Here is a 25,057-nt window from a genome sequence, read left to right as displayed (position 1 = left end):
CTTCGGCGCCAAAAGCGCCCCAAGGAGGGTTTATGGTCAAGGACACCCACCGGTTCCGGCCCTTCACCGAGGAGCCCATAAGGCTCATCGGTGAGAAGGGGGAGTGGCTGGGGGACTTCCCCCTGGACCTGGAGGAGGAGAGGCTAAAGAGGTTCTACCGGGACATGCTGGCCGCCCGGATGCTGGACGAGCGCTACACCATCCTGATCCGCACCGGCAAGACCAGCTTCATCGCCCCCGCCGCCGGGCACGAAGCTGCCCAGGTGGCCATCGCCCACGCCGTGAGGCGGGGATTTGACTGGCTCTTCCCCTACTACCGGGACCACGGCCTGGCCCTAGCCCTGGGGGTCCCCCCCAGAGAGCTCTTCGGCCAGATGCTGGCCACCAAGGCCGACCCCAACAAGGGGCGGCAGATGCCCGAGCACCCCGGCTCCAAGGCCCTCAACCTCTTCACCGTGGCCTCCCCCATCGCCTCCCACGTGCCCCCCGCCGCCGGGGCCGCCATCAGCATGAAGCTCCTGCGCACCGGCCAGGTGGCGGTCTGCACCTTCGGGGACGGGGCCACCAGCGAGGGGGACTGGTACGCCGGCATCAACTTCGCCGCCGTGCAGGGGGCCCCCGCCGTCTTCATCTGCGAGAACAACTTCTACGCCATCAGCGTGGACTACCGCCACCAGACCAAAAGCCCCACCATCGCCGACAAGGCCCATGCCTTCGGCATCCCCGGCTACCTGGTGGACGGGATGGACGTCCTGGCCAGCTACTACGTGGTCAAGGAGGCCGTGGAGCGGGCCCGCCTGGGAGAGGGCCCCAGCCTGGTGGAACTCAGGGTCTACCGCTACGGCCCCCATTCCTCCGCCGACGACGACAGCCGCTACCGCCCCCGGGAGGAGGTGGAGGCCTGGCGGAAGCGGGACCCCATCCCCCGCTTCCGGCGGTTCCTCGAGGCCCGAGGCCTCTGGAACGCCGAGTGGGAGGAGGACCTGAAGGAGGAGATCCGCGCCGAGCTGGAGCGGGGCCTAAAGGAGGCGGAGGAGGCGGGGCCCATCCCCCCTGAGTGGATGTTGGACGACGTCCTCGCCGAGAAACCCTGGCACCTCAAGAAGCAGGAGGCCCTCCTCAAAGAGGAGCTTTAGGGGGTGGGTATGGCCCTCATGACCATGGTGCAGGCCCTGAACCGGGCCCTGGACGAGGAGATGGCCCAAGACCCCCGGGTGGTGATTCTGGGGGAGGACGTGGGGAAAAGGGGCGGGGTCTTCCTGGTGACCGAGGGGCTACTGCAGAAGTACGGCCCCGACCGGGTCTTGGACACCCCCCTCTCCGAGGCGGCCATCGTGGGGGCCGCTTTGGGCATGGCGGCCCACGGCCTGAGGCCCGTGGCCGAGATCCAGTTCGCCGACTACATCTTCCCCGGCTTTGACCAGCTGGTGAGCCAGGTGGCCAAGCTCCGCTACCGCTCCGGCGGGCAGTTCACCGCCCCCCTGGTGGTGCGGATGCCCTCCGGGGGTGGAGTACGGGGGGGGCACCACCACTCCCAAAGCCCCGAGGCCCACTTCGTCCACACCGCCGGCCTCAAGGTGGTGGCGGTGTCCACCCCATACGACGCCAAGGGCCTCCTCAAGGCCGCCATCCGCGACGAGGACCCCGTGGTCTTCCTGGAGCCCAAAAGGCTCTACCGCTCGGTGAAGGAGGAGGTGCCGGAGGAGGACTACCTCCTCCCCCTGGGCAAGGCCGCCATCCGGCGGGAGGGGAAGGACCTCTCCCTCATCGCCTACGGAGCGGTGATGCCCGAGGTCTTGCAGGCGGCGGAGGAGCTGGAGAAGGCCGGGGTCTCCGCCGAGGTCCTGGACCTCCGTAGCCTCATGCCCTGGGACTACGAGGCGGTCATGAACTCCGTGGCCAAGACCGGGCGGGCGGTCCTCGTCGCCGACGCCCCCAGGCACGCCAGCTTCATCAGCGAGGTGGCGGCCACCATCGCCGAGGACATCCTGGACATGCTCCTCGCTCCCCCCATCCGGGTCACCGGCTTTGACACCCCTTACCCCTACGCCCAGGACAAGCTCTACATGCCCACGGTGACCCGGATCCTGAACGCCGCCAAGCGGGCGCTAGACTACTAGCAATAAGGAGGCTGTATGCGCCTAAAGGTGGTTCTGGAAAAAAGCGAAGAGGGAGGATATACCGTCTACGTGCCCGCCCTTCCCGGTTGCATCAGCGAGGGGGACACTCTGGAAGAGGCTTTGGCCAACATCCGCGAGGCTATAGCCCTTTACCTGGAGCCCCTGGAGGAGGAGCTTCCGGAGGATGCCCAGCTGGCCGAGGTAGAAGTTTGAAGGTGCCCTCCTTGTCCTACAAGCGGGTGGTCAGAGCACTGGAAAGGGCAGGTTTTCAGGTGGTGCGTCAAAGGGGAAGCCATATCCGGATGGAGAAACGGCTAGGAGAAAAGCGAATCATCGTCATCGTGCCTGCGCATACCCCCATCAAGCGATCTACCCTAGCCCACATCCTTAAGGATGCTCAGCTTTCCCTTGAGCATTTCTTAGATCTAATCTAGGGAGAGTTTATGCCTAAGGAAATCCTCATGCCCGAGCTCGCCGAAAGCGTGGTGGAAGGCGAGATCCTGAAGTGGCTGGTGGAGGAAGGCGACTACCTGAAGAAGGACCAGCCCTTCGTGGAGGTCATGACCGACAAGGTCACCGTGGAGCTCCCCTCCCCCTACGAAGGCGTCCTCCTGAAGAAGCTGGCCAAGGAAGGGGAGGTGGTCAAGGTCCATGCTCCCATCGCCCTCATCGCCGAGCCGGGGGAGGCCGTGGAGGGGGTAAAGGAAGCCCCCCCGGTCCAGGCGGTGGAGGAGCGCTCCATCGTGGAGCCGGGCCTTCCCCCCAAGGAGGATAGGGAGGACCTCTCCCTCTTCCGGCCCGACCCCACGGAGGTGGCGGTGAAAAACCCCTTCCTGGCCGAAAGGCCCAAGGAAGAGCGGGGAAGGGTCCTGGCCGTCCCCGCCGCCAGGAAGCTGGCCCGGGAGCTGGGCATCCCCATTGAGGCGGTCCCGGGCTCGGGGCCCCTGGGCCGGGTGCGGGTGGAGGATGTCCGGGCCTACGCCGAAAAGCTGAAGGCCCCGCCCTCTCCCGCCCCGGCGCCGGCCTCTCCGCCCCCCCAGGAGGCCCCCCCGGTGGGTTTCCCGCCTCCCCCCAGGTACGCCTCCCCCAAAGGGTACGAGCACCTGGAGGAGCGCGTCCCCCTACGGGGCATTCGCCGCACCATCGCCCAGGGCCTCTGGCAGAGCCACCTCTACACCGTCCGCACCCTCAACGTGGACGAGGCCGACCTCACCGAGCTGGTGGCCCTCAGGGAGAGGCTAAAGGGCGAGGCCGAGGCCCAGGGGGTCAAGCTCACCTACCTGCCCTTCATCGTCAAGGCGGTGGTGCGGGCCCTGAAGAAGTACCCCATGCTCAACACCAGCTTGGACGAGGAAAGGGGGGAGGTGGTCTACAAGCGCTACTACCACATCGGCATCGCCGTGGCCACGGAAAGGGGCCTCATCGTCCCCGTGGTCCGGGACGCCGACCGCAAGAGCCTCCTGGAGCTGGCCCAGGAGATCGCCCTTCTCTCGCAAAAGGCCAGGGAGGGCCGCCTGGCTCCGGAAGAGGTTTCCGGTTCCACCTTCACCATCACCAACATCGGCTCCGTAGGGGCCACCCTGAGCTTCCCCATCATCAACGTCCCCGAGGCGGCCATTTTGGGCGTGCACTCCATAAGGAAGCGCCCCTGGGTCATGCCCGACGGCTCCATCCAGGCCCGGGACATCATGTTCCTCTCCCTCTCCTTTGACCACCGTCTCGTTGACGGGGCCGAGGCCGCCATGTTCACCCGGGAGGTCATCCGGCTCCTGGAAAAGCCCGAGACCCTGATGCTGGAGATGTGAGAAGGGCCAACGGAGGACATCATGAACCACGAAAGCCATTACGACCTCATCGTCATCGGCACCGGGCCCGGGGGGTACCACGCCGCCATCCGGGGGGCCCAGCTGGGCCTGAGGGTTCTGGCGGTGGAGGCGGAAAAGGTGGGCGGGGTCTGCCTCAACGTGGGGTGCATCCCCACCAAGGCCCTCCTGCACGCCGCCGAGACCCTCCACGCCCTGAAGGCCGGGGAGGCCTTCGGCCTGAAGGCGGAGGCCGCCCTGGACCACCAAAAGCTCGCCGCCTGGCGCGACGGCGTGGTGAAGAAGCTCACGGGAGGCGTGGCCACCCTGCTTAAGGGCAACAAGGTGGACCTGGTCCAGGGCTTCGCCCGGCTCCTCGGCCCCAAGGAGATAGAGGTGGGTGGGGGCCGCTACCGGGCCCAAAGCCTCATCCTGGCCACGGGGAGCGAGCCCATGCCCCTCGAGGGCTTTCCCTTCGGGGAAGACGTCTGGGACTCCACCCGTGCCCTTAGGGTGGAGGAAGGGGTTCCCAGGCGCCTCCTGGTAATCGGCGGGGGGGCGGGGGGGCTGGAGTTCGGCCAGATCTACCGCCGCCTAGGCGCGGAGGTCACCCTCATTGAGTACATGCCGGAGATCCTGCCCCAAGGGGACCGGGAGACCGCGGGCCTCCTTCGCCGGGCCCTGGAGAAGGAGGGCATCCGGGTCCTCACCGGCACCAAGGCCCTGGGCTACGAGAAGAAGAAGGACGGCCTCCACGTCCTCCTCGCCCCCGCAGAAGGGGGAAAGGAGGAGACCCTGGTGGTGGACAAGGTCCTGGTGGCCGTGGGCCGGAGGCCCCGCACCCAGGGCTTGGGCCTGGAGAAGGCGGGCATCGCCCTGGACGAGAGGGGCTTCGTACGGGTGAACGCCCGCATGGAAACCAACCAGAAAGGGGTCTACGCCATCGGGGACGTGGCCAGGCCGCCCCTCCTGGCCCACAAGGCCATGAAGGAAGGCCTGGTGGCCGCCGAAAACGCCGCCGGGAAGGACGCCCTTTTTGACTACCAGGTCCCCGCCGTGGTCTACACCGCCCCCGAGTGGGCGGGGGTGGGCCTCACCGAGGAGGAAGCCAAGAAGGCCGGGTACAGGGTGCGGGTGGGTAAGTTCCCCCTGTCCGCCTCGGGGCGGGCCTTCACCCTGGGAGCCCCGGAGGGCCTGGTCAAGGCGGTGGGGGACGAGGAGACGGACCTGCTCCTCGGGGTCTTCATCGTGGGGCCCCAGGCGGGGGAGCTCATCGCCGAGGCCACCTTAGCCCTGGAGATGGGGGCCACCCTCACCGACCTGGCCCTCACCGTTCACGCCCACCCCACCCTTTCCGAGGGGCTCATGGAGGCGGCGGAAGCCTTCCACAAGCGGGCTATCCACATCCTGAACCGCTAAGGGCCCGCACATAAACTTGGGAGCGCGGGAGCCCCTTGGGGTGCAGGCGCACCTTCCGGGGCCCCGGCCGTGGCAAGAGCCACGGCGGGGTACTTAGCGGATCTCCGCGTTCGCCCAGCGCTCCAGAAGCTTCAGGGCCTCCACGTGGTCGGCCTCAGGCCCCAGCTCCCGCTTGGCCATCTCGTAGACCTCCCGGGTGAGGCGGAGGAGGGGGCTTGGGGCCTTCTCCCCTTCCAGAACCCTCATGGCGATCCCCAGGTCCTTGACCAGGAGGCCCAGGGCGAAGGTCTTGGGGAAGGCCCGGGTGAGGACCCTCTCGGGAATCAGGTTCTCGGTGGCATTGGAGCGGCCCGAGGAGGCGTTGATGACCTCCAGGGCCTTCTTTGCGGAAACCCCCTGGGCCACCAGGGCCACGAGGCCCTCCCCCGCCGCCCACAGGTTCACCGCCAAAAGGGCGTTGTTGATGGCCTTCACCGCGTGCCCCGCCCCTACCGGCCCCACGTGGACCACCTTCTTGGCGTAGGCCAGGTAGGGCCTCACCCGCTCCACGGCCTCCTCCGGCCCGCCCAGCATCACGGTGAGGGTCCCCTTCTCCGCCCCCGCCGTGCCCCCGGAGACGGGGGCGTCCAGATAGACCACGCCCTTTTCCCGAAGGCACTCGGCGAGCCTCCGGCTCTCCTCGGGGTCGCCGCTGGTGGCGTCCACCCAGTGGGTCCCGGGCCGGAGGTGGGGTAAAAGCCTCTCCGCCACCTGGGCTACCTCCTTGGTGGTGGGCAGGCAGGTGAAGATGACCCCGGCCTCGGCCACCTCCTCGAGGGGAACCGCCCTGGAGCCGAACGCCTCCTGGTGCTTCAGGGCCTTTTGGAAGGTGCGGTTCCAGACCAGGGTGGGGAAGCGCCGGGCCAGGTGGGCCGCCATGGGGTAGCCCATGGCCCCAAGACCGATGAAGGCCACCTTGTCCATACGCCCTTTTTACCAGATGCGGAGGAGCTTGGCGAGACCCCGGAGCAGGAAGAGGAAGAGGAGGCTGAAGGCCATGGCCACGGCGAGGAAGACGAAAAAGCCCGGGCCAAAGCTCCCCCCAAGGACCATCTCCCTGAGCCAAAGCCCCGCCGGGAAGGCCAGGAACCAGGTGAGGAGGAGGTTCCTCCAGCTGGGCCTCCGGTAGGTGCTGAGGAAGGGGCTTAGGAGGAGCCAGACCAAGAGGACGGGAAGCAGGTTTCTGGCAAGGCCCCCCAGGTCCACCGGCCGCCCGTGGGCAAGGAGCCCCACCAGGGCGAAGAGGAACAGGGCCAGCAGGTCCAGGAAGAAGAGCCTCATCGGCCCAAAGCCTCCAAAAACACCCGGTCCGCCCGGTAGGAGCTCCGCACCAGAGGCCCGGCGAAGACCTCCTTAAAGCCCATCTCGTAGCCCCAGGCGGCGTACTTCTGGAAGTCCTCTGGGGGCACGTAGCGGGCCACGGGCAGGTGGGCGGGGGTGGGGCGCAGGTACTGGCCCAGAGTCAGGATGTCCACCCCGGCGGCCCGGAGGTCCGCCATGGCCTCCCGGATCTCCTCTTCCTCCTCCCCTAGGCCCAGCATGAGGCTGGACTTGGTGAGGATCTCGGGCCTCACCCGCTTGGCGTGGGCCAGGACCTTCAGGGTCTGTTCGTAGCCCGCCCGGGGGTCCCGCACCCTGGGGGTGAGGCGGCGCACGGTCTCCAGGTTCTGGGCGTACACCTCGGGGTTCGCCGCCAGGACTGTCTCCACCGCCTTTAGGTCCCCCTGGAAGTCGGGGGTGAGGGCCTCCACCAGGACCCCGGGGGCCCGCTCCTTGATGGCCCGGATGGTGGCGGCGAAGTGGGAGGCGCCGCCGTCGGGGAGGTCGTCCCGGTCCACGCTGGTGAGGACCACGTAGCGCACCCCCATGCGGGCGATGGCCTCGGCCACCCTCTTGGGCTCCTCCGGGTCCACCCAGCCCCTGGGGTTCCCCGTGTCCACGGCGCAGAACTTGCAGGCCCGGGTGCAGACGCTTCCCAGGATCATGACCGTCAGGGTGCCGTGGGTCCAGCACTCGCCCACATTGGGGCAGAGGGCCTCCTGGCAGACGGTGTGGAGCTTGAGGTCCCGCACCATGGCCTTCAGGGCCTGGTACTTGGGCCCGGTGGGGAGGGTGGCCCTGAGCCAGGCGGGCTTGTGGCGGTCCACGGGCTCGGGCCGGGCCTGGGCCAGGCCGCGCTTCACCACCTTGAGGGGGATGACCTCCCCCGTGGGCGAAAGGAGCTCTAAGGTCTCAAACTTGGGCTTCATCCTTCCTCCAAAGGCGGGGCTTCATGCCGAAGACTTGGGCGAAGGCCTCCACCACCCGGGCCTTCACCTCCGCCATGGGCACCTTCCTCCCGAGGAGCCTCTCCAGGGAGGTGACCCCCTTGCCCTTCAGGCCGCAGGGGATGATGACGGAGAAGTCGTTCAGGTCCGTGGACACGTTGAGGGCGAAGCCGTGGAAGCTCACCCCCTCCTTCACCGCCACCCCGATGGCGCAGAGCTTGTCCTCCCCCACCCAGACCCCGGCGTAGCCCGGGGTGGGGTAGGCCTCGAGGCCGTAGTCCGCCGCCACCCTCACGATGACCTCCTCTATCTGCCGGAGGAAGCGGCGCACCTCCCGGTCCACGGGGAAGATGGGGTAGCCCACGAGCTGCCCCGGCCCGTGGTAGGTGACGTCCCCGCCCCGCTCCACCCAGTAAAGCTCAAAACCGTTTTCCCGATACCAGCTCTCGGGGAAGAGGAGGTTTTCCCCGGTGGCCTTCCGCCCCAGGGTGATGACCCGGGGGTGCTCCAGGAGGAGGAGGGTGGGGGGGCGGCTTCCCGCCACCACCTCCCGGTGCACCGCCTTCTGGTACGCCCAGGCCTCCTCGTAGGGTACGAGGCCCAGGTCCTCCACCAGGAACTCCACGCCCTAAGGATACGCCTCCGGGCCTCCCCTGTCCAAAGGGCAGGCACAAAGGCCCTAGGCCCCGAGGAAGCGGGCCACGAGCCGGTCCCGGAGGGGGGCGGGCAGGAGCCGGAGGAGCCGGGTCTCCCGGGCCCGGGCGGGGTGGGCCACCAGGTAGCGGGCCTTGGGCCTAGGCTCGGTGAGGGCCCGGTAGACCGCCTCCGCCACCCGCTCCGGGGGGAGCCCCCGCCTGGCGTTCCCCTCGGCAAGCCTCCGGGCCACCTCCAGGTAGCGGCCGTAGACCCCCTCGGTCCCGGGGGGCGGGGGCTCCAAATACCCCTCGGCCCGCCTCAAGGAGCGCTCCCAGATGGGCGTGGCCACCGAGCCGGGCTCTATCAGGGCCACCTTGACCCCGAAGGGGAGGAGCTCCACCCGGAGGGCGTCCGCCAGGGCCTCGAGGGCGAACTTGCTCGCCGCGTAGGGGCCCATGAGGGGCAGGGCCACGAGGCCGGAGACCGAGCCCATGAGGACCGCCCGGCCCCGGGAGGCCCTAAGGAGGGGGAGGAAGGCCTTCACCGTGGCGAAGGTCCCGAGGACGTTCACCTCCAAGGCCTCCCGGAAGGCCGAAACCGGCACGAGTTCCAAGGGCCCCGCCACGGCAATACCGGCGTTCGCCACCAGGCCGTAAAGGCCTTCCCCCTCTAGGTACTCCCTGGCCCGGAGGAGGTCCTCCTCCCGGGTCACGTCCAGGAAGAGGGGCTTCACCCCCAAGGCCTCCAGGGCCCCGGCGTCCTCCGGCCGACGCACCCCGCCGTAGACGCGGAAGCCGCGGGCGGCCAGGAGCCCCGCCGTGGCCAGGCCGATCCCGCTCCCGGCCCCGGTAATGAGGACGGACCTCGCCATTTGCACCCAGTTTACAGCCCGGACCCCCCGGGGTAGAATCCGGGCAAAGGCGTCAAGGAGGCGCGGGATGCTGGGAAGAAGCGTGCAGCAGCGGATCTACCTGGAGGGCCTCTTGGGGCGGAAGCCCCCGGTTCCCGTCCACCCCGAGGCCCTGGAGAAGGCGGCGAGCAAGCGGATGTCCCCCGAGGCCTTCGCCTACGTGGCGGGGGGGGCGGGGCTGGAAAGGACCATGGCCGCGAACCGCCAGGCCTTTGACCGCTACCGCCTCCTCCCCCGGATGCTCCGGGGGGCCAAGCCCCCCGGCCTCGAGGTGGAGCTTTGGGGGCGCCGGTGGGCCGCCCCCCTCTTCCTCTGCCCCATCGGGGTCCTGGAGCTCGCCCACCCCGAGGCCGACCTGGCCGCAGCCCGGGCGGCGGCCCGCACGGGGGTGCCCTTCATGGTTTCCAACCAGAGCTCCTACCCCTTGGAGCGGGTGGTGGCGGCGGCCCGGGAGGCCAACCCCGAGGCGGTGGTCTTCTTCCAGCTCTACCACTCCACCGACCGGCGAGTGGTGCAAAGCTTCCTGCGCCGGGCGGAGGAGGTGGGGTGCGCCGGGGTGGTCCTCACCGTGGACACGGTCCAGCTGGGCTGGCGTCCCCGGGACCTGGACCTGGCCCACCTCCCCTTCCTCAAGGGGCAGGGCATCGCCCAGTACCTCACCGACCCCGCCTTTTTAGGGGCCCTGGACGAGCCCCTGGAGGGCCCCCCTTTCCGCCCCAAGCCCACCCTGGCCCTCCTCAAGAACCTCCTCGCCCTCAGGCAAACGGGGAAGCGCTATGGGCTGGACCTTTCCCGGATGCAGAAGGCGGTGCGCCGCTTTGTGGCCACCTACTCCTTCCCCGAGCTCTCCTGGGAGGACGTGGAGAGGGTCCGGGAGGCCACCCGCCTGCCCCTCCTCCTCAAGGGCCTCCTCCACCCAGAAGACGCCGTGAGGGCGGTGGACCTGGGGGCGGACGGGGTCTACGTCTCCAACCACGGGGGAAGGCAGGTGGACGGGAGCCTGGCCGCCCTCGAGGCCCTCCCTGCCATCGCCCGGGCGGTGGGGGACAAGGTCCCCGTGCTCATGGACAGCGGCGTCCGCACCGGGGCGGACGCGGTCAAGGCCCTGGCCCTGGGGGCCAGGGCGGTGGGCCTAGGAAGGCCCTACGCCTACGGCCTGGCCCTCGGGGGCGAGGAAGGGGTCAGGGCGGTCCTCGCCCACGTTCTGGCCGAGCTGGAGCTCACCCTCGCCCTCTCGGGGGTAAGAAGCCTGGCGGAGCTCGGCCCCCATCTCCTCGTCAGGGAAAACCCCCCGCCCCAGGAGGGCGGGGGGCCTAAGGGGTCCGCACCTACTCCTGGGCCACTACGTTCACCTTGAGCCGGATGGGCACCTCGGGGTGGGGTTTGTAGGTGAGGACGTACTCCCCCAGCTCCTTGATGGGCTTCTCCAGGCCTAGGCGCTTAGGGTCAATGGTGATGCCGTGCTGGCGGGAAAGGGCCTCGGCGATGTCCTTGGCGGTGACGGAGCCGTAGATCTTGTTCTCCCCGGCCCGCACCGGGATGGTGAGGGTGAGGTTTTCCAGGATCTCCTTGAGCCTCTCCGCCTCGGCCTTCCTCTCCGCCAGGCGCTTGGCCTGGGCGCGGATCTTGGCCTCCAGGGCCTTCAGGTTGCTCTCCGTGGCCAAAACCGCCAGGCCTCGAGGCAGGAGGTAGTTCCTGGCGTAGCCCGGCTTCACGTTGACCACCTGGCCCACGTCGCCCAGGTTCTCCAGGGGTTCCAGCAGGATGACCTTCACCGTTCACCCCCTATTTCCGCACCAGCTTCTCCGTGAAGGGAAGAAGCCCCAGAATCCTGGCCCGCTTGATGGTCTTGGCCAGGATCCGCTGCTCCTTGGCGGAAAGCCCCGTGCGGCGGCGGGGAAGGATCTTCCCCGTCTCCGACAGGAACCGCCTCAACACCTCCACGTTCCGGTAGTCCCTCAGGTCAAACTCCCCCAGAGTGGCCTTGACCTTGGCCTTCCTGGAGGGACGGCGCGCCTGCGCCTCCTTCTTGGGTTTCGCGTTCTTAGCGTTCAAAACGGCAAATCCTCCTCCGGCGGGAAGTCTTCCAGCCCTTCGTCTATGTCCACCCCGCCCGTCTGGACCGTGGGGGGCCTGCTTCCGCCGGCTTGGGCAGGCCCACGGGTGGGGCGCTCCAGCCTGAGGGCTTCCACACGGGTCTGGAAGCGCCTCTCTCCGCTGGAGCTCGTCCAGGAGTCGTTCACCAAACGGCCGATGACCAAAAGCCCGTCGCCCTTCCTAAGCTCCGAAGCCCACTCCGCCAGCTCGCGCCAGGCCTGAACCTCGAGGAAGTGGGTCCTCTCCTCTTCCTGGCCCCGGCGGCGCTCGTTGACCGCCAGGCCCAGGCGCACCACCGCCGTCCCCTGAGGGGTGTAGCGGAGGTCGGGGTCCCGGGTGAGGTTGCCCATGAGGATCACCTGGTTCAGGGCCCGGCGAAGCCTGGGCTGGCCCCGGGCGTCCTCCAGGGTCTCCCGGCCCCTCCCCTCCAGGGGGTCAATGAACTCGGCCCGCACCTGCACTTCGCTCTTCTTCTCCCCGTCCTTCTCCCACTGGCGGTACTCCAGGCGCCCTTCCACGAAGATGAGCTGGCCCTTTTCCAGAAGGTCCCCCCACATCTCCGCCTGGCGGCCCAGAAGCCTAACCCGGTGGTACCAGGGGACTTCCCTCTCTTGGCCGGACTCGTCCGTGAAGGCATCCTGTCCCGCCAGGTTCAGGTCCAAGATGGCCAGGCCTCCCGGGGTGTAGCGCATGTCGGGGCGGGCGGTCAGGGTGCCGATGAGGAATACTTGGTTCAGGCCTCGCGCCATGGGAACAGTTTACCCTTTGGCGAGGAGGGGCTCCGCCTTCTTCACCACCATCACCCGGCGCACGTTGTCGCGGATGCGGAGCTCCCGGGCCAGGGCGTTGACCCGGTCCTCGGGCATCTCCACCTGGTAGAAGAGGAAATACCCCTGGGGGTCCTTGGCGATGGGGTAAGCCAGGCGGCGCGTCCCCCACTCCTCCACCTTCTCCACCCTGGCCCCGTGGGCCTCGAGGGCCTTGCCGATGATCTCCTTCTCCAGGGCGAGCTGGGTCTGGTCCAGGTTGGGGTTCAGGATGACGTTGACCTCGTACTTGCGCATCTTCACCTCCCTTCCGGGCCCGGCAGGCCGCGCGAAGGAGGATTATACCCTTTTTCGCCCCCCAATAAAAGACCCAGGGGGCCCTTAGGCCCCCATCTGGCTCCGCGGGCAGGACTCGAACCTGCGACCAACCGGTTAACAGCCGGCCGCTCTACCAGCTGAGCTACCGCGGACCGACCGCACTAGGCACTATAGCAAGGGCCAGGCCAAAGGTCAAGAAGCCCCGGGCCGAGCCCAGGGCTTCGGGAGGGAAGGGCGTTTAGAGCTTCTTCAGAGCCTGGATGAGCTCGGTGAGGACCTTCTGGGCGTCCCCGTAGAGCATCCGGGTGTTGTCGGCGTAGAAGAGCTCGTTCTCCACCCCGGCGAAGCCTTTGCCTTGTCCCCGCTTAACGACGATCACGTTCTTGGCCTTGTCCACGTCCAGGATGGGCATGCCGTAGAGGGGGCTCCCGGGGCGGCGGGCGGCCGGGTTCACCACGTCGTTGGCCCCGATGACCACGGCCACGTCCACGGTGGGGAACTCGGGGTTGATCTCCTCCAGGTCCTTGAGCTTGTCGTAGTCCACCCCGGCCTCGGCCAGGAGCACGTTCATGTGCCCCGGCATCCGCCCCGCTACCGGGTGGATGGCGAACTTCACGTCCACCCCGCGGGCCTCGAGGAGGTCGGCGAGCTCCTTCACCTTGTGCTGGGCCTGGGAGAGGGCCATGCCGTAGCCGGGGACGAAGACCACCTTGCTGGCATAGGCCAGCATGACGGCGGCGTCCTCCACGTCAATGGGCTTGAGGCTCCCCTTGACCTCGCCCGCCTCCTGCTCCACGCCGAACCCACCCACCAGCACGCTCCAGACCGAGCGGTTCATGGCCCTGGCCATGAGCACGGTGAGCAGGGTGCCCGCCGCCCCCACCAGGGTGCCCGCCACCATAAGGGCCGGGTTGCCCACGGCGAAGCCCTCAAAGCCCACGGCCATGCCGGTGAAGGCGTTGTAGAAGGAGATGGCCACGGGCATGTCCCCGCCGCCGATGGGCAGGGTCATGAGCACGCCGAAAAGAAGGGCCAACAGGAAGAAGAGGACGATGCTCGAGGTGGCGTCGTTGAAGAGGAGGGAGAGGCCGAGAAGCACCGTGACCGCGAGGACTAGGGCATTCAGCACCTTCTGCCCCGGGAAGAGGATGGGCCGGCTCCGCATGAGGCCCTGGAGCTTGGCGAAGGCGATGAGGCTCCCGGTGAAGGCCACGCTGCCGATGAGCCCGCCCAATATGGCCAGGGCCATCAGCCCCTGGCTCTCAAAGGCCCCCTTGAGGAGCTCCACGGCGGCGATGGTGGCGGCGGCGCCGCCGCCCATGCCGTTGTAAATGGCCACCATCTGGGGCATGTCGGTCATGGCCACCTTGACCGCCGCCCACCAGGCCACTACCGACCCCACAAGGAGGGCCAGGAGCATGAGGGCGAAGTTCCCCATCCCCGGCCAGAAGAAGGTGGCCAGCACCGCCAGGACCATACCCCAGCCCGCCCAGACGATGCCGCTTTTGGCCGTGGTGGGATGGGCCATGCGCTTGAGGCCCACGATGAAGAGGATGGCCACCACGAAGTAGGCCGCTTGGATGAGGTCCATCACTGACCACCCCCTTTGGGCTTCTTCTCAAACATCTCCAGCATGCGCACCGTGACCGCGTACCCCCCGGCGGCGTTGGCAGCCCCCAGGATCACGCCCAAAAAGCCGATCAGCTTCTCCAGGCCGGTTTCCGCGTGGCCCAGAACCACCATGGCCCCCACCACCACCACCCCGTGGATGAAGTTGGAGCCCGACATCAGGGGGGTGTGGAGGATCACCGGCACCCGGGTGATGAGCTCGTAGCCCAAAAAGGCGGTGAGCACGAAGATGTAGAGGGCAGACCAGAAGCCAAACTCCATCACGCACCTCCCAGAAGGGCCTTGGTGGGCCCGTGCAGGATCTCGCCCTCCTTCATGAGAAGGGCCCCTTGGACGATCTCGTCCTCCCACTTGGGGACGAACTCCCCCTTCTCTATGAGCAGGGTGGACAAGTTCAGGAGGTTCTTGGCGTACATCTCCGAGGCGTGGACGGCGAGTTCGCTGGGAAGGTTCAAGGGGCCGTAGATCCGTACCCCCTTCACCTCCACCACCTCTCCCGGCTGGGTGAGGACGCAGTTCCCCCCGGACTCAGCCGCCAGATCCACCACCACGGTGCCGGGCTTGAGGCGGTCCATCATGTCCTCGGTGAGGAGGATGGGGGCGCGGCGGCCGGGCACCTGGGCCGTGGTGATGATGGCGTCCATGCCGGCCACGTGCTCCCGCAGGGCCTCGTGCTGGATGCGCTTCTCCTCCTCGGTGAGCTCCCGGGCGTACCCGCCCTCCCCCTCGGCGCTGATGGGGAGCTCAATGGGCTTGGCCCCCAGGGAGAGGGCCTGCTCCAAGGCCGCCCTCCGCACATCGTAGGCGAAGACCTGGGCCCCCAGGCGCTTGGCAGTGGCGATGGCCATGAGCCCCGCCACGCCCACCCCCATGACCATCACCTTGGCGGGGCGGATGGTGCCGGCGGCGGTGGTCAGCATGGGAAAGAAGCGGGGGGAGAGCCTTGCGGCGTGGATGGCGGCCAGGTACCCCGCCACCGTGGCCTGGCTGGAGAGGGCGTCCATGCCCTGGGCCCGGGTGATGCGGGGGATGAGCTCCATGGCCAGGACCGTGGCCTTTTTTGCGGCCAAGGCCTTCACCAGGTCCAGGTTCTTGTGGGCCTGGACGAAGCCCACCACCAGGCATCCGGGCTCCAGGGCCTGGATCAGGTCCTCGCTGGGCGGCTGCACGGTGAAGAGGAGGTTGGCCCCTTTCAGGAGCCCTCCTCGCTCCACCACCTCCGCCCCCGCCTCCTGGTATAGGGGGTCGGGGTAGTAGGCGCCCTCCCCGGCCCCTCGCTCCACCCTGACCCTGGCCCCTCCCTTCACCAGGCGGGCCACCACCTCGGGCACCAGGGCCACCCTTCTCTCCCCTGGGGCCCTCTCTTTGGGAACCGCGATGGTCACCATAGGACCTCCTTCCGCGCCAGTATACCAGCGGGTTCCAGGGCGTTTGCCCCGGGCCTGACCCCCTGGTCAGAGCGGGAGGCGTATGGAAAAATGCGCCCATGCGGCCCCCCGGGCTCCAGGTGGCGGGGGTCCTCCTCCTTGGCATCCTGGCCATCAGCTTCGGGAGCATCCTGGTGCGGCTGGCCCTCGCCGCCTCAGGGGACAGAAGCCTGGCCTTTAGCCTGGTGATGAGCGCGGGGCGGATGGGCTTCGCCGCCCTTCTCCTCCTGCCCGGCTTCAAGAACCCCATCCGGGCCAGGGGGGGTATCCCCTTCGCCCTGGCGGCGGGGGCGGCCTTGGCCCTGCACTTCGCCTTCTGGATCACCTCCCTCTCCTACACCTCGGTGGCCGCCAGCACCGCCCTGGTCACCACCAACCCCGTCTGGGTCACCCTTCTGGGCTGGCTCCTTTTCGGGGAAAGGCCCTCCGGCCTCACCCTCCTGGGGGTGGGGGTGGCCCTGGTGGGCGGGCTTCTGATCGGCCTGGGAGACGCCCAGGGTGGGGGCGCGAACCCCCTTTTGGGGGACCTCCTGGCCCTCCTCGGGGCGCTAGCCGCCTCCTTTTACTTCCTCCTGGGGCGGGAGGCCCAGAGGCGGGGGCTTTCCCTTCTGGAATACGTGAGGGTGGCCTACACCACCGCCTTCCTGATCCTCTTTCCTCTCCCCTACCTCTTCGGGGGAGGGTACGGGGGGTACCCGGGGGCGGTCTACCTCTACATCCTCCTCATGGCCCTTCTGCCCCAGCTCGTGGGCCACACCAGCTTCAACTGGGCCACCCGCCACATCTCCCCGGTCCTGGTGACCCTGGCCATCCTCTTTGAACCGGTGGGGGCCAGCCTCCTGGCCTTCCTCCTCTTTGGCGAGGTCCCCGGGCTTCAGGTCATCCTGGGGGCCCTGGTCCTCCTTCTGGGGGTGGCCTTGGCGGTCCTGGGAGGACGGCGGTGATCTTCGTGGCCCTGGCCGCCCTGCTTTGGGGCCTCGGGGGGGCCCTGGCGGGGCGGTTCATGCGGGAGATCCCCCCCGAGGTCCTCATCCCCTGGCGCTTCCTCTTGAGCTTTCTCCTCCTCCTGCCCCTCCTCCTCCGCCATCCCCCTTCCCAAGAGGAACGGCCCCGCCTCATCCGGGTGGGCCTCGCCCTTTCCGGAGCCCAGGCCTTCTACTACCTGGCCATCCACACCACCACCGTGGCCACCGGCATCTTCCTCCAGTACCTGGCCCCGGCCCTCCTCACCCTCTACGCCCTCCTGAGGATGGAAAGGCTTCCCGCAAGGGCCCTAGCGGGCGTGGCCCTGGCCCTCTGGGGGGCCTATGTGCTGGTGGTGGGCCGGCAAGGGCTCCAAGGAAGCCCCGTGGGCGTGGCCTACGGCCTCCTCTCCGCCCTCTCCTTCGCCCTCTACGCCGCCTTCTCCCACGGCCTCAAGACCCCGCCCCTGGTGGCCCTGGGGGTGGCCACGGGGGTGGGAAGCCTCCTGGCCCTGCCCTTCCTCCTCCTTCACCTGGACCGGTCCCTGACCCTCACCCCCGGGCAGTGGGGGGGCATCCTCTACTTGGTCACCCTGGGCACGGTGGTCCCCTTCGGCCTCTTCCTTCAGGGGGTGCGCACCGTGCCCGCCCGCACCGCCACCCTGGTGGCCATGCTGGAGCCCCTGAGCGGGGCCCTCTTCGCCTGGCCTTTGGCGGGGGAGCCCTTAAGGCCGGAGGCCCTTCTGGGCGGGCTTATGATTCTCCTGGGCGTGGCCCTGAACCGGAGGTGATATGGCCGTCCGCGTCTTTGTCCTCTTTACCCTGGGCTACTTTCTCTCCTACTTCTACCGCTCCGCCAACGCCGTCCTCGCCAAGGACCTCTCCCAGGAGCTGGGCCTGGGGCCGGCGGAGCTGGGCCTCATGACCAGCCTCTTCTACCTGGCCTTCGCCGCGGCCCAGCTCCCTCTGGGTGGCCTTCTGGACCGCTTCGGCCCCCGGGTGGTCACCCCCTCTCTCCTCCTGTTGGCCGCGTTGGGGAGCCTGGTCTTCGGCCTGGCCCAGGGCTTCGGCACGCTGGCCCTGGGCCGGGCCCTGATCGGGGTGGGGATGGCGGCGGCCCTCATGGGAGCCCTGAAGGCCTTCAGCCTCTGGTTCCCCAAGAGCTACGCCACGGTGTCCACCCTCCTCGTGGGCTTAGGGGCCACGGGGGGGCTCATGGCGGCCACGCCCCTGGCCCTCCTCAAGGAGGCGGTGGGCTGGCGGGGGGTCTTCCTCTTCGGGGGGCTGGTGGTGGCCCTGGTGGCCCTGGCCATCTACCTGGGGGTGCGGAACGCCCCGCCCGGGGTGGCCTGGCCCAGGGGCGGGGAAGGGGGGGGCCTTTGGGAGGTGCTCCGCAACGGGAGGCTTCTCCGGGTGGCCTTTCTGGCCCTGGCCTTCGCCGGAAGCTTCCTCGCCCTGCAGACCCTCTGGGCCGGGGCCTACGCCTATCACCTGGGTCTTAAGGCCCTCGAGGTGGGCAACCTCCTCTTCCTCTACTCGGGGATGGCCGTCTTTGGCTTTTTGGTCTCCGGCTACCTGGCGGACCGGCTGGGGACGGCCAGGGTCCTCCTCTTCGCCAGCCTCCTCTTCGCCTTAGGCCTTCTCCTCCTTCTCTTAAGGGTCCTGGCTCCCGCCTACGCCCTCATGGGCTTCTTCGGGGCCTTCAACATCCTCACCCTCACCCAGGCCCGGGAGCTGGTGGCGGGCCACCTGGTGGGGCGGGGGACGACCCTGGTCAACCTCTTCGGCATCGGGGGCACCTTCCTCCTCCAGTGGGGGGTGGGCGGGGTGGTGGCGGCCCTCGGCTACCAGGCGGCCTTTTTGGGTCTTCTCGGCCTTCTCCTTTTGGCGGTGGTCCTCTACCTGCCCCTTCTCCGCAAGTGATAAACTCCCTCCATGCTGGCCCAGGTGCGGAGCTACGCCCTTTACGGCCTGGACGCTGTTCCCGTCACCGTGGAGGTGGACGTGAGCCCCGGGCTTCCCTCCTACGCCCTGGTGGGCCTGCCCGACAAGGCGGTGGAGGAAAGCCGGGAAAGGGTGCGGGCCGCCCTGAAGAACGCCGGCTTCCCCTACCCCCAGGCCCGGGTGGTGGTGAACCTGGCCCCGGCGGAGCTCAAGAAGGAGGGGAGCCAGTTTGACCTGCCCATCGCCCTGGGCCTCCTGGCCGCCCAGGGGGTGGTGCCCCTCGAGGCCCTTTCCCCCCTGGCCGTGGCCGGGGAGCTGGGCCTGGACGGCAGCCTGAGGCCCATCCCCGGAGCGGTGAACCTGGCCCTGGGCGCCCTTGCCGAGGGCAAGACCCTCCTTTTACCCGAGGAGAGCGCCAAGGAGGCGGCCCTGGTGGAAGGGGTGAGGGTCTACGGGGCCAGGACCCTAAGGGAGGTGACGGCCTTTTTGCGGGGCGAGGAGGCCCTGGAGGAGGCCAGGCCCGAGGACCCCCTGGAGGCCTTGGAGGCCCTGGACCTCAGGGACGTGAAGGGGCAGGCCAAGGCCAAAAGGGCCTTGGAGATCGCCGCTAGCGGCTACCACCACCTCCTCATGGTGGGAAGCCCGGGATCGGGGAAGACCATGCTGGCCCGGCGCCTCCCCTTCCTCCTGCCGCCCCTCTCCCGGGAGGCCGCCTTGGAGGTGACCCGGATCCACTCCGCCGCCGGCAAGCCTGTTAGAGGCCTCATCAAGACCCCGCCCTTCCGGGCCCCCCACCACACGGTGAGCTACGCGGGGCTCATCGGGGGCGGGGCCATCCCCAAGCCGGGGGAGGTCTCCCTGGCCCACCGGGGGGTCCTCTTCCTGGACGAGTTTCCCGAGTTCTCCCGGGAGGCCCTCGAGGCCCTCCGCCAGCCCCTGGAAGACGGCGTGGTCACCATCGCCCGGGCCCGGGCCAGCCTCACCTTTCCCGCCCGCTTCCTCCTGGTGGCGGCCATGAACCCCTGCCCCTGCGGCTTTTATGGGGACCCGGAAAGGGGCTGCACCTGCACCCCGGGCGCCCGGAGCCGCTATGTGGGCAAGATCTCCGGGCCGCTTCTGGACCGCTTTGACCTGGTGGTGGAGGTCCCCCGCCTCACGCCGGAGGAGCTGGCCCGGGCCCCCGAGGGGGAGAGCACCGAGGCGGTGCGGGAGCGGGTCCTTAGGGCCAGGGAGAGGATGCTGAAGCGCCAGGGCCGCCCCAACGGAGAGCTTTCTGGAAGGGCCCTGAGGGAACACCTCCGCCTCACCCCCGGGGCCGAGGCCCTCCTGCAGGCCGCCGCCAAAAAACTCCTCCTCTCCGCCCGAAGCTACGACCGCCTCCTCAGGGTGGCCCGAACCGTGGCCGACCTGGCGGGCGCCGAGCGGGTGGAGGAGGCCCACGTGGCCGAGGCCCTGGCCTACCGCAAGACCCTGTGATACCACCCCATGCTGGCTTGGGCCAGCATGGGGGCCCCGGTAGAAGGCTTCTGAGGACTGGTGGGCCGAGGGAAACCGGAAGCGAGGGTATAGGGACCTGGGCCTTTTTGGGGTATTTACGTAGCAGCCTGGTCCCTGAGCCAGGCCATCAGGGCCTCCGCCGCCGCCAGGTTGGTGGCGAGGGGCACCCCATGCACGTTGCAGACCCGCATGAGGGCCTGAACGTCGGGCTCGTGGGGCTTGGCGCTCAAGGGGTCCTGCAGGAAGATGACCGCCAGGACCCGCCCCTCGGCCACCCGGGCCCCGATCTGCTGGTCCCCGCCCAGGGGGCCGGAGAGGACCCTCTCCACGGGAAGCCCCGTGGCCTCCTGGACCCGGGCCCCCGTGGTGCCGGTGGCCAGGAGGGGGAAGCGGGCCAGGAGGTCTCGGTGCCTTTTGGCAAAGGCCACCATCTCCTCCTTCTTGGCGTCGTGGGCGATGAGGGCCAGGTACTTCACGGGGCCATTGTAAGCTTGGAGCATGGACTACGCGCCGGACCTGGCGTTTTTGGAGAGGCTTCTTCTGGCCACCGGGCCTTCCGGCTTTGAGGAGGAGGCGGCCCAGGTCTTCCTGGAAAAGGCCTCCACCTTCGCCGAGACGGAGCGGGACCGCCACGGCAACGTCTACGCCCGCCTCAACCCCGGCCAAAGGCCCAAGGTCCTCCTCATGGGCCACCTGGACGAGATTGGGGTCATCGTGAGCCACGTGGAGGAAAAGGGCTTCCTGCGCTTGAGGCCCCTAGGGGGCTGGGACCCCCAGGTGCTGGTGGGCCAGCGCCTGCGCTTTCTGGGAAAGAAGGGGCCGGTCCTCGGGGTGGTGGGCAGGAAGGCCATCCACGTCCTGAAGGAGGAGGAGAGGAAAAAGGCCGTGGAGATGGCCGAGCTTTTCGCGGACATCGGGGCGGAAAGCCGGGAGGAGGCCCTGGCCTATCTGGAGGTGGGGGCGGTGGGGGTTCTGGACCAGGCCCCGGAGTGGCTTCTGGGGAAGCGCCTGGTCTCCAAGGCCCTGGACAACCGCCTGGGGGCCTTTGTGGTCCTCGAGGCCCTGCGCCTCCTCAAGGACCAGGCCCCCTGCGAGGTGGTGGCCGTGGGCACGGCCCAGGAGGAGATCGGGGCCTACGGGGCCAGGACCGCCGCCTTCCGGGAGGCCCCGGACCTGGCCCTGGTGGTGGACGTCCACCACGACAGCACCACCCCCGGCATGGAAAAGGGCCTGGTGGGGGAGGCGGAGCTGGGCAAAGGGGTGGTGCTGGACGTGGGCCCCTTCGTGGACAAGGAGGTCCTGCGGGGGCTAAAGGCGGCAGCGGAAAGGGAGGGCATCCCCTACGTCCTCCACGCCCACGGGAGCTACTCTGGCACCGACGCCGACGAGGTGGCCAAGGTGCGGGAGGGCATCCCCACGGGGATCGTCTCCATCCCCCTTCGCTACATGCACTCCCCGGTGGAGATGGTGGACTTCCGGGACGTGGAGCGGGCGGTGCGCCTCCTGGCCGCCTTCGTGAAGGGGGTGTAGCCGTGCTCACCTTCAAGGAGGCCCAGAGGGTGGTGGATGCCTGGATCGGGCAGTTCAAGGAGGGCTACTTCCCGCCCCTCCTCATGCTGGCCCGCCTCACCGAGGAGCTGGGGGAGGTGGCCCGGGTGCTGGCCCACCGCCACGGGAAGACCCCCAAGCCCGGCGAGGAGGAGGGGGACCTGGCCATGGAGCTGGCCGACCTCCTCTTCGTCCTCATCTCCCTGGCCAACCGCGAGGGCATTGACCTGGAGGAGGCCTTCCTAAAGGCCATGGAGAAGTACCGCAAGCGGGACAGCGCCCGCTGGACCCCGAAGGAGTTGGAGTAATCCCTCTGGGGCCCACGGTGGCGGGCCTCTTCGCCGAGCGCTTGGGCAAAGGGGAAGGAACCCTCTGGGCGGCCAGCGCCCTTCTTCTCCTGGCCCTTTTCCCCGCCCTTCCCCAAAAGCGCTGAGGGCCGGCCGCTTTGCCAACAAAGGCTCTTGGCACTTTCGGGGCCCCACGGCGGGGTATTCAAGTGCTCGCACTTCGGTTTCGCAACATGGAGTGCCCAAGTCGGGGCTGTGGAGGGGCTTTTCTGGGGCCCCCGCCGCGGCGAAAGCCGCGGTGGGGTACTCAGAAGCCGTAAAGGGCCCCGTACTTGGCCTCCAGGTACCTGAGGAAGGCTTGAGCGCCGGGGGGGCTTCCCGTCACCCTCTCCACCAGGGCCCGGGGGCGGAAGCGGCTCCCCTCGGCGTGGATCTTGCGCCTGGTCCAGTCCAGGAAGGGGGTGAACTCCCCGCGGGCGAAGAGGGGCTCCAAGGGCCCAAGCTCCTCCTGGGCCTTGGCGAAGAACTGGGCAGCGTAGAGGTTGCCCAGGGTGTAGGTGGGGAAGTAGCCGAACATCCCCCCCGACCAGTGGACGTCCTGCATGACCCCGTCCTTGTAGTCCCTTGGGGCCACGCCCAGGTAGGCCCGGTACTTTTCCCGCCAGGCCTCGGGCAGGTCCTCGAGGAAAAGCTCCCCCCGGAATAGGGCCAGCTCCAGCTCCAGGCGCACCAGGATGTGGAGGTTATAGGTAACCTCGTCGGCCTCCACCCGGATCAGGGAGGGCTCCACGGCGTTGACGGCGAAGTGGAAGTCCTCCAGGCGCACGTCGGCCAGACTGGAAAAGACCTCCTTGGCCCGGGGGAAGAAGCGCTCCCAGAAGCCCAAGGAGCGGCCCACCAGGTTCTCCCAGGTGCGGCTTTGGGACTCGTGGACCCCCAAGGAGGCGGCCTCCCCCCGGGGGGTGCCCCAGTGGGCCTCGGGCAGGCCCTGCTCGTAGAGGGCGTGGCCCATCTCGTGGAGGGTGCCGAAGATGCCGGCGTTGAAGAAGTCCTCGTAGTAGCGGGTGGTGATGCGCACGTCCCCGGGGCCGATGGCGATCTCAAAGGGGTGGGCGGTGGGGTCCAGACGGCCGGCCTCGAGGTCGTACCCGCAGGCCTGAAGGAGCTCTAAGGCGAAGGCCCTCTGGGCCTCCTTAGGGTAGTGGCGGTGGAGGACGCCGACGTCGGGCCTCCGCCCGCTTCCCAGGATGCGGTCCAGAAGACCCTTGAGGCCCGAGGAGAGCTCCCGGAAGAGGGGCTCGAGGTCCCTCGCCCTGGCCCCGGGCTCGTAGCCGTCCAGGAGGGCGTCGTAAAGCTCCCCGTAGGGGGGGTCCAGGGGGTCTGGCCCCACGGCCATGAGGATCTCCGCCTCCTCCTTGGCCAGGGCGAAAAGGCGCTTGAGGTAGGGCAGGAAGCCCTGCCAGTCGTCCCTGGGGCGCAGGGCCTCCCAGGCGGTCTCCCCCTCGCTCCTGGCCTGGGCCAGCTCCACAGCCAGCCTCTCGGGAATGGCCCGGGCCCTCTCGTAGGCCCGCCGCCAGGCCCGCACGTTGACGGCGGCATCGGAAAGGGGGTCCTCCACCAGGGACGACCCCTCCACCTTCTCCAGCCACTCCCCGATCCTGGGGTCGGTGGCCCGCTCGTGGAGGAGGCGGGCCAGAGCGGCCATCTGCCGGGCCCGGTGCCCGTGCCCCTTTCTGGGGATCATGGTGCGCTGGTCCCAGGCGGCCAGGGCCCCTAAGGAACCCAGGTAGGCGGTTTCCCTCTGGAACTCCAACAGGTTCTGATAAGCGGCTTCCGGCGTCACGGGAGCATCATACTTCCAGCCTGGGAAAACCCGGTGAACGTCCCGGTACAATGCCCCCATGTGGCCCCTTTTCGCCCTGGTCCTGGGCCTCGTGGTGGGCTCCTTCCTCAACGTGGTCATCCGCCGCCTGCCCAAAGGGGAGTCCCTGGCCTATCCCCCCTCCTACTGCCCAAGCTGTGGCCACCGCTTGGGCCCCAAAGACCTGGTCCCCGTCCTCTCCTACCTGGCCCTAAGGGGGCGGTGCCGCTACTGCCAAAGCCCCATAAGCCCCCGCTACCCCCTGGTGGAGGCCATCACCGGCTCCCTTTTCCTCCTGGCCGCCCTCTTCTACCCGCCTTCCCCCATGGCCTTTTTGGTCTTCGCCTTCCTCGCCTTTCTGGTGGCCCTCGCCTTCATTGACCTGGACACCTACGAGCTTCCCGACGCCCTCACCTACGGCCTCCTCTTCCTGGGCCTCGCCGCCTCCTACTTCCTCGCCTTCCCTCTCCCCTTCAGGAAGAGCCTGGACGGGGCCCTGATGGCGGCGGGGGGCCTGGGCCTGGTGGCCGGGTACGGGGGGCTTTTCCTGAGGCGCTTCCGGGAGAGGAGGCCCGAGGTCCCCGTGGGCCCCCACCAGGTGCACATGGCCGCCCTCTTGGGAGCCCTCCTGGGCCCCGGGGTGGGGATGGCCCTGGCCTTCCTCACCTGGGCCCTCTCGGCGAGAACGGGTAGGCCCGTGGTCCTCCCCGACCGGCTCACCCTCCCCCTCCTTCCCGTGGCCCTCCTCCTGGCCCCCGCCCTGGGCCTGGACCTTCTGGAAAGCCTGAAGGGAAGCCTCGTCGCCGCCGGGGGGCTCGCCCTGGCCGGAGGGCTTTACTGGGCCTTCCGGCCCGCCCCGCCCGAAGAAGAGGAGGAGCCGGTCGCCATGGGCTACGGGGACGTGAAGCTTTTAGGGGCCCTCGGGGCCTGGCTTGGGCTTTACGCCTTTTTGGCGCTTCTTCTCGCCGTCTTCCTGGGGGCGGCCTTTGGGCTCGTCCTTAGAAGACAGAAAATCCCCTTTGGCCCCTACCTGGCCCTGGGAGGGGTGGTGGCCTTCTTCTTCGGGGAGGCCCTGTGGCAGGGGTACCTGGCCTTCCTTGGCCTCTAGGGGTCCTTTAGGCCCTGGTATGATGAAAGGGTGCGCCTCGAGGCCGAGCGCTTGCTAAGTACCCCACCGCGGCTTTCGCCGCGGGTGGGGTACTTAAGAAAGCTCCTGCAAGGGCTTCCCATCCCCCTCACCCGGGCGCTCCTCTTTGGCTCCCGGGCCAGGGGCGAAGCCCTGGAGGACAGCGACTGGGACCTCCTCGTGGTCTCCCCCGCTTTTCGGGGCATGGACTACCTGAGCCGGATCCAGCTCCTGTACCACCTTCTTCCCCTGAGAAACGTGGACTACGTGGCCCTCACCCCGGAGGAGTGGGAAGCCCGCAAGGGGGAGATCGGCCTTGTGGGGGAGGCCGCCCGGGAAGGCCTTGTCCTTTTGGACGAAGGGGCCCCTATGGCTTGACCACAGGCCCGCCCAAGGCCGTA

General features: G+C 68.7%; 29 protein-coding genes and 1 tRNA gene. 15 read left to right on the top strand and 15 right to left on the bottom strand.

All coding sequences use genetic code 11. The features are described 5' to 3' along the window. Positions 1-32: 32 nt before the first annotated feature. Genes BVI061214_RS04410 through lpdA form a run of 6 tightly spaced genes read left to right on the top strand, consistent with a single transcriptional unit; the run spans position 33 to position 5,341 of the window. Complete coding sequence (locus BVI061214_RS04410; RefSeq protein ID WP_053767436.1) at positions 33-1,136, top strand: thiamine pyrophosphate-dependent dehydrogenase E1 component subunit alpha; 1,104 nt, start codon at positions 33-35, stop codon at positions 1,134-1,136. Positions 1,137-1,145: 9 nt separating this feature from the next. Then, positions 1,146-2,120, top strand: coding sequence for an alpha-ketoacid dehydrogenase subunit beta (locus tag BVI061214_RS04405; RefSeq protein WP_053767435.1), 975 nt, complete (start codon positions 1,146-1,148; stop codon positions 2,118-2,120). A gap of 15 nt (positions 2,121-2,135) precedes the next feature. Beyond that, a complete protein-coding gene (locus BVI061214_RS04400) occupies positions 2,136-2,333 on the top strand; it encodes a type II toxin-antitoxin system HicB family antitoxin (protein ID WP_003047043.1) in 198 nt (65 codons plus the stop codon). Positions 2,334-2,335: 2 nt separating this feature from the next. Beyond that, entirely contained in the window at positions 2,336-2,554 is a 219-nt protein-coding gene (locus tag BVI061214_RS12485; protein WP_346179660.1) for a type II toxin-antitoxin system HicA family toxin, read from the top strand. 9 nt (positions 2,555-2,563) lie between these two features. Then, complete coding sequence (locus BVI061214_RS04395) at positions 2,564-3,925, top strand: dihydrolipoamide acetyltransferase family protein (protein ID WP_053767434.1); 1,362 nt, start codon at positions 2,564-2,566, stop codon at positions 3,923-3,925. Between the two features lie 21 nt (positions 3,926-3,946). Beyond that, positions 3,947-5,341 (top strand): dihydrolipoyl dehydrogenase, encoded by a 1,395-nt coding sequence (gene lpdA / locus BVI061214_RS04390; RefSeq protein ID WP_053767433.1) that lies wholly within the window; start codon positions 3,947-3,949, stop codon positions 5,339-5,341. A 93-nt stretch (positions 5,342-5,434) separates the two neighbouring features. Here the strand turns inward: lpdA and BVI061214_RS04385 are convergent, their stop codons facing one another. Genes BVI061214_RS04385 through BVI061214_RS04365 form a run of 5 tightly spaced genes read right to left on the bottom strand, consistent with a single transcriptional unit; the run spans position 5,435 to position 9,154 of the window. Further along, positions 5,435-6,304 carry an NAD(P)-dependent oxidoreductase gene (locus BVI061214_RS04385; protein ID WP_053767432.1) on the bottom strand — a complete coding sequence of 290 codons (870 nt, stop codon included), beginning with the start codon at positions 6,302-6,304 and terminating at the stop codon, positions 5,435-5,437. Between the two features lie 9 nt (positions 6,305-6,313). Continuing rightward, positions 6,314-6,661 (bottom strand): DUF3054 family protein, encoded by a 348-nt coding sequence (locus tag BVI061214_RS04380; protein ID WP_003047031.1) that lies wholly within the window; start codon positions 6,659-6,661, stop codon positions 6,314-6,316. Further along, positions 6,658-7,629 carry a lipoyl synthase gene (gene lipA, locus BVI061214_RS04375; RefSeq protein WP_053767431.1) on the bottom strand — a complete coding sequence of 324 codons (972 nt, stop codon included), beginning with the start codon at positions 7,627-7,629 and terminating at the stop codon, positions 6,658-6,660. The genes BVI061214_RS04380 and lipA overlap by 4 nt, the downstream gene beginning before the upstream one ends. After that, positions 7,613-8,272, bottom strand: a complete 660-nt coding sequence (gene lipB / locus BVI061214_RS04370; protein WP_003047026.1) for a lipoyl(octanoyl) transferase LipB — start codon at positions 8,270-8,272, stop codon at positions 7,613-7,615. Before lipB ends, lipA begins: the two co-directional genes overlap by 17 nt. A 54-nt stretch (positions 8,273-8,326) precedes the next feature. Beyond that, positions 8,327-9,154 carry an SDR family oxidoreductase gene (locus tag BVI061214_RS04365; RefSeq protein WP_053767430.1) on the bottom strand — a complete coding sequence of 276 codons (828 nt, stop codon included), beginning with the start codon at positions 9,152-9,154 and terminating at the stop codon, positions 8,327-8,329. A 67-nt stretch (positions 9,155-9,221) separates the two neighbouring features. Between BVI061214_RS04365 and BVI061214_RS04360 the strand changes: the two genes are divergently transcribed. Continuing rightward, a complete protein-coding gene (locus tag BVI061214_RS04360; RefSeq protein WP_053767429.1) occupies positions 9,222-10,550 on the top strand; it encodes an alpha-hydroxy-acid oxidizing protein in 1,329 nt (442 codons plus the stop codon). On the opposite strand, the gene rplI is transcribed toward BVI061214_RS04360, so the two are convergent. From rplI to BVI061214_RS04320, 8 genes are all read right to left on the bottom strand, one after another. Next, a complete protein-coding gene (rplI, locus tag BVI061214_RS04355) occupies positions 10,522-10,968 on the bottom strand; it encodes a 50S ribosomal protein L9 (RefSeq protein WP_053767428.1) in 447 nt (148 codons plus the stop codon). The genes BVI061214_RS04360 and rplI overlap by 29 nt on opposite strands. Positions 10,969-10,978: 10 nt before the next feature. Further along, a complete protein-coding gene (gene rpsR, locus BVI061214_RS04350) occupies positions 10,979-11,248 on the bottom strand; it encodes a 30S ribosomal protein S18 (protein WP_003047015.1) in 270 nt (89 codons plus the stop codon). Then, positions 11,245-12,039, bottom strand: coding sequence for a single-stranded DNA-binding protein (locus BVI061214_RS04345; RefSeq protein WP_053767427.1), 795 nt, complete (start codon positions 12,037-12,039; stop codon positions 11,245-11,247). The genes rpsR and BVI061214_RS04345 overlap by 4 nt, the downstream gene beginning before the upstream one ends. Positions 12,040-12,048: 9 nt before the next feature. Then, positions 12,049-12,354, bottom strand: coding sequence for a 30S ribosomal protein S6 (gene rpsF / locus BVI061214_RS04340; RefSeq protein ID WP_053767426.1), 306 nt, complete (start codon positions 12,352-12,354; stop codon positions 12,049-12,051). 97 nt (positions 12,355-12,451) lie between these two features. Next, a tRNA-Asn gene (locus tag BVI061214_RS04335) sits at positions 12,452-12,527 on the bottom strand. A gap of 86 nt (positions 12,528-12,613) precedes the next feature. Next, positions 12,614-13,966 carry an NAD(P)(+) transhydrogenase (Re/Si-specific) subunit beta gene (locus BVI061214_RS04330; protein WP_053768584.1) on the bottom strand — a complete coding sequence of 451 codons (1,353 nt, stop codon included), beginning with the start codon at positions 13,964-13,966 and terminating at the stop codon, positions 12,614-12,616. Further along, entirely contained in the window at positions 13,966-14,265 is a 300-nt protein-coding gene (locus tag BVI061214_RS04325; RefSeq protein ID WP_003047003.1) for a proton-translocating transhydrogenase family protein, read from the bottom strand. The genes BVI061214_RS04330 and BVI061214_RS04325 overlap by 1 nt, the downstream gene beginning before the upstream one ends. Next, positions 14,265-15,392, bottom strand: a complete 1,128-nt coding sequence (locus BVI061214_RS04320; RefSeq protein WP_053767425.1) for an NAD(P) transhydrogenase subunit alpha — start codon at positions 15,390-15,392, stop codon at positions 14,265-14,267. The genes BVI061214_RS04325 and BVI061214_RS04320 overlap by 1 nt, the downstream gene beginning before the upstream one ends. Before the next feature lie 98 nt (positions 15,393-15,490). On the opposite strand from BVI061214_RS04320, the gene BVI061214_RS04315 reads away from it, so the two are divergent. Genes BVI061214_RS04315 through BVI061214_RS04300 form a run of 4 tightly spaced genes read left to right on the top strand, consistent with a single transcriptional unit; the run spans position 15,491 to position 19,813 of the window. Next, a complete protein-coding gene (locus BVI061214_RS04315) occupies positions 15,491-16,375 on the top strand; it encodes a DMT family transporter (RefSeq protein ID WP_053767424.1) in 885 nt (294 codons plus the stop codon). After that, positions 16,372-17,184 carry an EamA family transporter gene (locus tag BVI061214_RS04310; protein WP_053767423.1) on the top strand — a complete coding sequence of 271 codons (813 nt, stop codon included), beginning with the start codon at positions 16,372-16,374 and terminating at the stop codon, positions 17,182-17,184. The genes BVI061214_RS04315 and BVI061214_RS04310 overlap by 4 nt, the downstream gene beginning before the upstream one ends. Before the next feature lies 1 nt (position 17,185). Then, positions 17,186-18,316, top strand: coding sequence for an MFS transporter (locus BVI061214_RS04305; protein ID WP_053767422.1), 1,131 nt, complete (start codon positions 17,186-17,188; stop codon positions 18,314-18,316). Between the two features lie 12 nt (positions 18,317-18,328). Then, the gene (locus BVI061214_RS04300; RefSeq protein WP_053767421.1) at positions 18,329-19,813 is read left to right on the top strand and encodes a YifB family Mg chelatase-like AAA ATPase; all 1,485 of its coding nucleotides are present in this window, start codon (positions 18,329-18,331) and stop codon (positions 19,811-19,813) included. Positions 19,814-19,929: 116 nt separating this feature from the next. On the opposite strand, the gene mgsA is transcribed toward BVI061214_RS04300, so the two are convergent. Continuing rightward, positions 19,930-20,310 carry a methylglyoxal synthase gene (mgsA, locus tag BVI061214_RS04295; RefSeq protein WP_156303217.1) on the bottom strand — a complete coding sequence of 127 codons (381 nt, stop codon included), beginning with the start codon at positions 20,308-20,310 and terminating at the stop codon, positions 19,930-19,932. A 22-nt stretch (positions 20,311-20,332) separates the two neighbouring features. Between mgsA and BVI061214_RS04290 the strand changes: the two genes are divergently transcribed. Further along, positions 20,333-21,364, top strand: coding sequence for a M42 family metallopeptidase (locus tag BVI061214_RS04290; protein ID WP_053767419.1), 1,032 nt, complete (start codon positions 20,333-20,335; stop codon positions 21,362-21,364). A gap of 2 nt (positions 21,365-21,366) precedes the next feature. Next, positions 21,367-21,690: a nucleotide pyrophosphohydrolase gene (locus tag BVI061214_RS04285; RefSeq protein WP_053767418.1), complete on the top strand. Its 324-nt coding sequence runs from the start codon at positions 21,367-21,369 to the stop codon at positions 21,688-21,690. 286 nt (positions 21,691-21,976) lie between these two features. Here the strand turns inward: BVI061214_RS04285 and BVI061214_RS04280 are convergent, their stop codons facing one another. Beyond that, on the bottom strand, positions 21,977-23,512 hold the full coding sequence (locus BVI061214_RS04280; protein ID WP_053767417.1) for a carboxypeptidase M32: 1,536 nt from the start codon (positions 23,510-23,512) through the stop codon (positions 21,977-21,979). A gap of 58 nt (positions 23,513-23,570) precedes the next feature. On the opposite strand from BVI061214_RS04280, the gene BVI061214_RS04275 reads away from it, so the two are divergent. Further along, on the top strand, positions 23,571-24,638 hold the full coding sequence (locus BVI061214_RS04275; RefSeq protein WP_053767416.1) for a prepilin peptidase: 1,068 nt from the start codon (positions 23,571-23,573) through the stop codon (positions 24,636-24,638). Positions 24,639-24,668: 30 nt separating this feature from the next. Then, positions 24,669-25,034: a nucleotidyltransferase domain-containing protein gene (locus tag BVI061214_RS04270; protein WP_248841720.1), complete on the top strand. Its 366-nt coding sequence runs from the start codon at positions 24,669-24,671 to the stop codon at positions 25,032-25,034. The last annotated feature ends 23 nt before the right edge of the window (positions 25,035-25,057 follow it).

The sequence above is a fragment of the Thermus aquaticus genome (assembly GCF_001280255.1).
Classification (GTDB): domain Bacteria; phylum Deinococcota; class Deinococci; order Deinococcales; family Thermaceae; genus Thermus; species Thermus aquaticus.
Note: the sequence above shows the minus strand (reverse complement) of the source record. Positions and strands in the feature narration are given on the sequence as shown.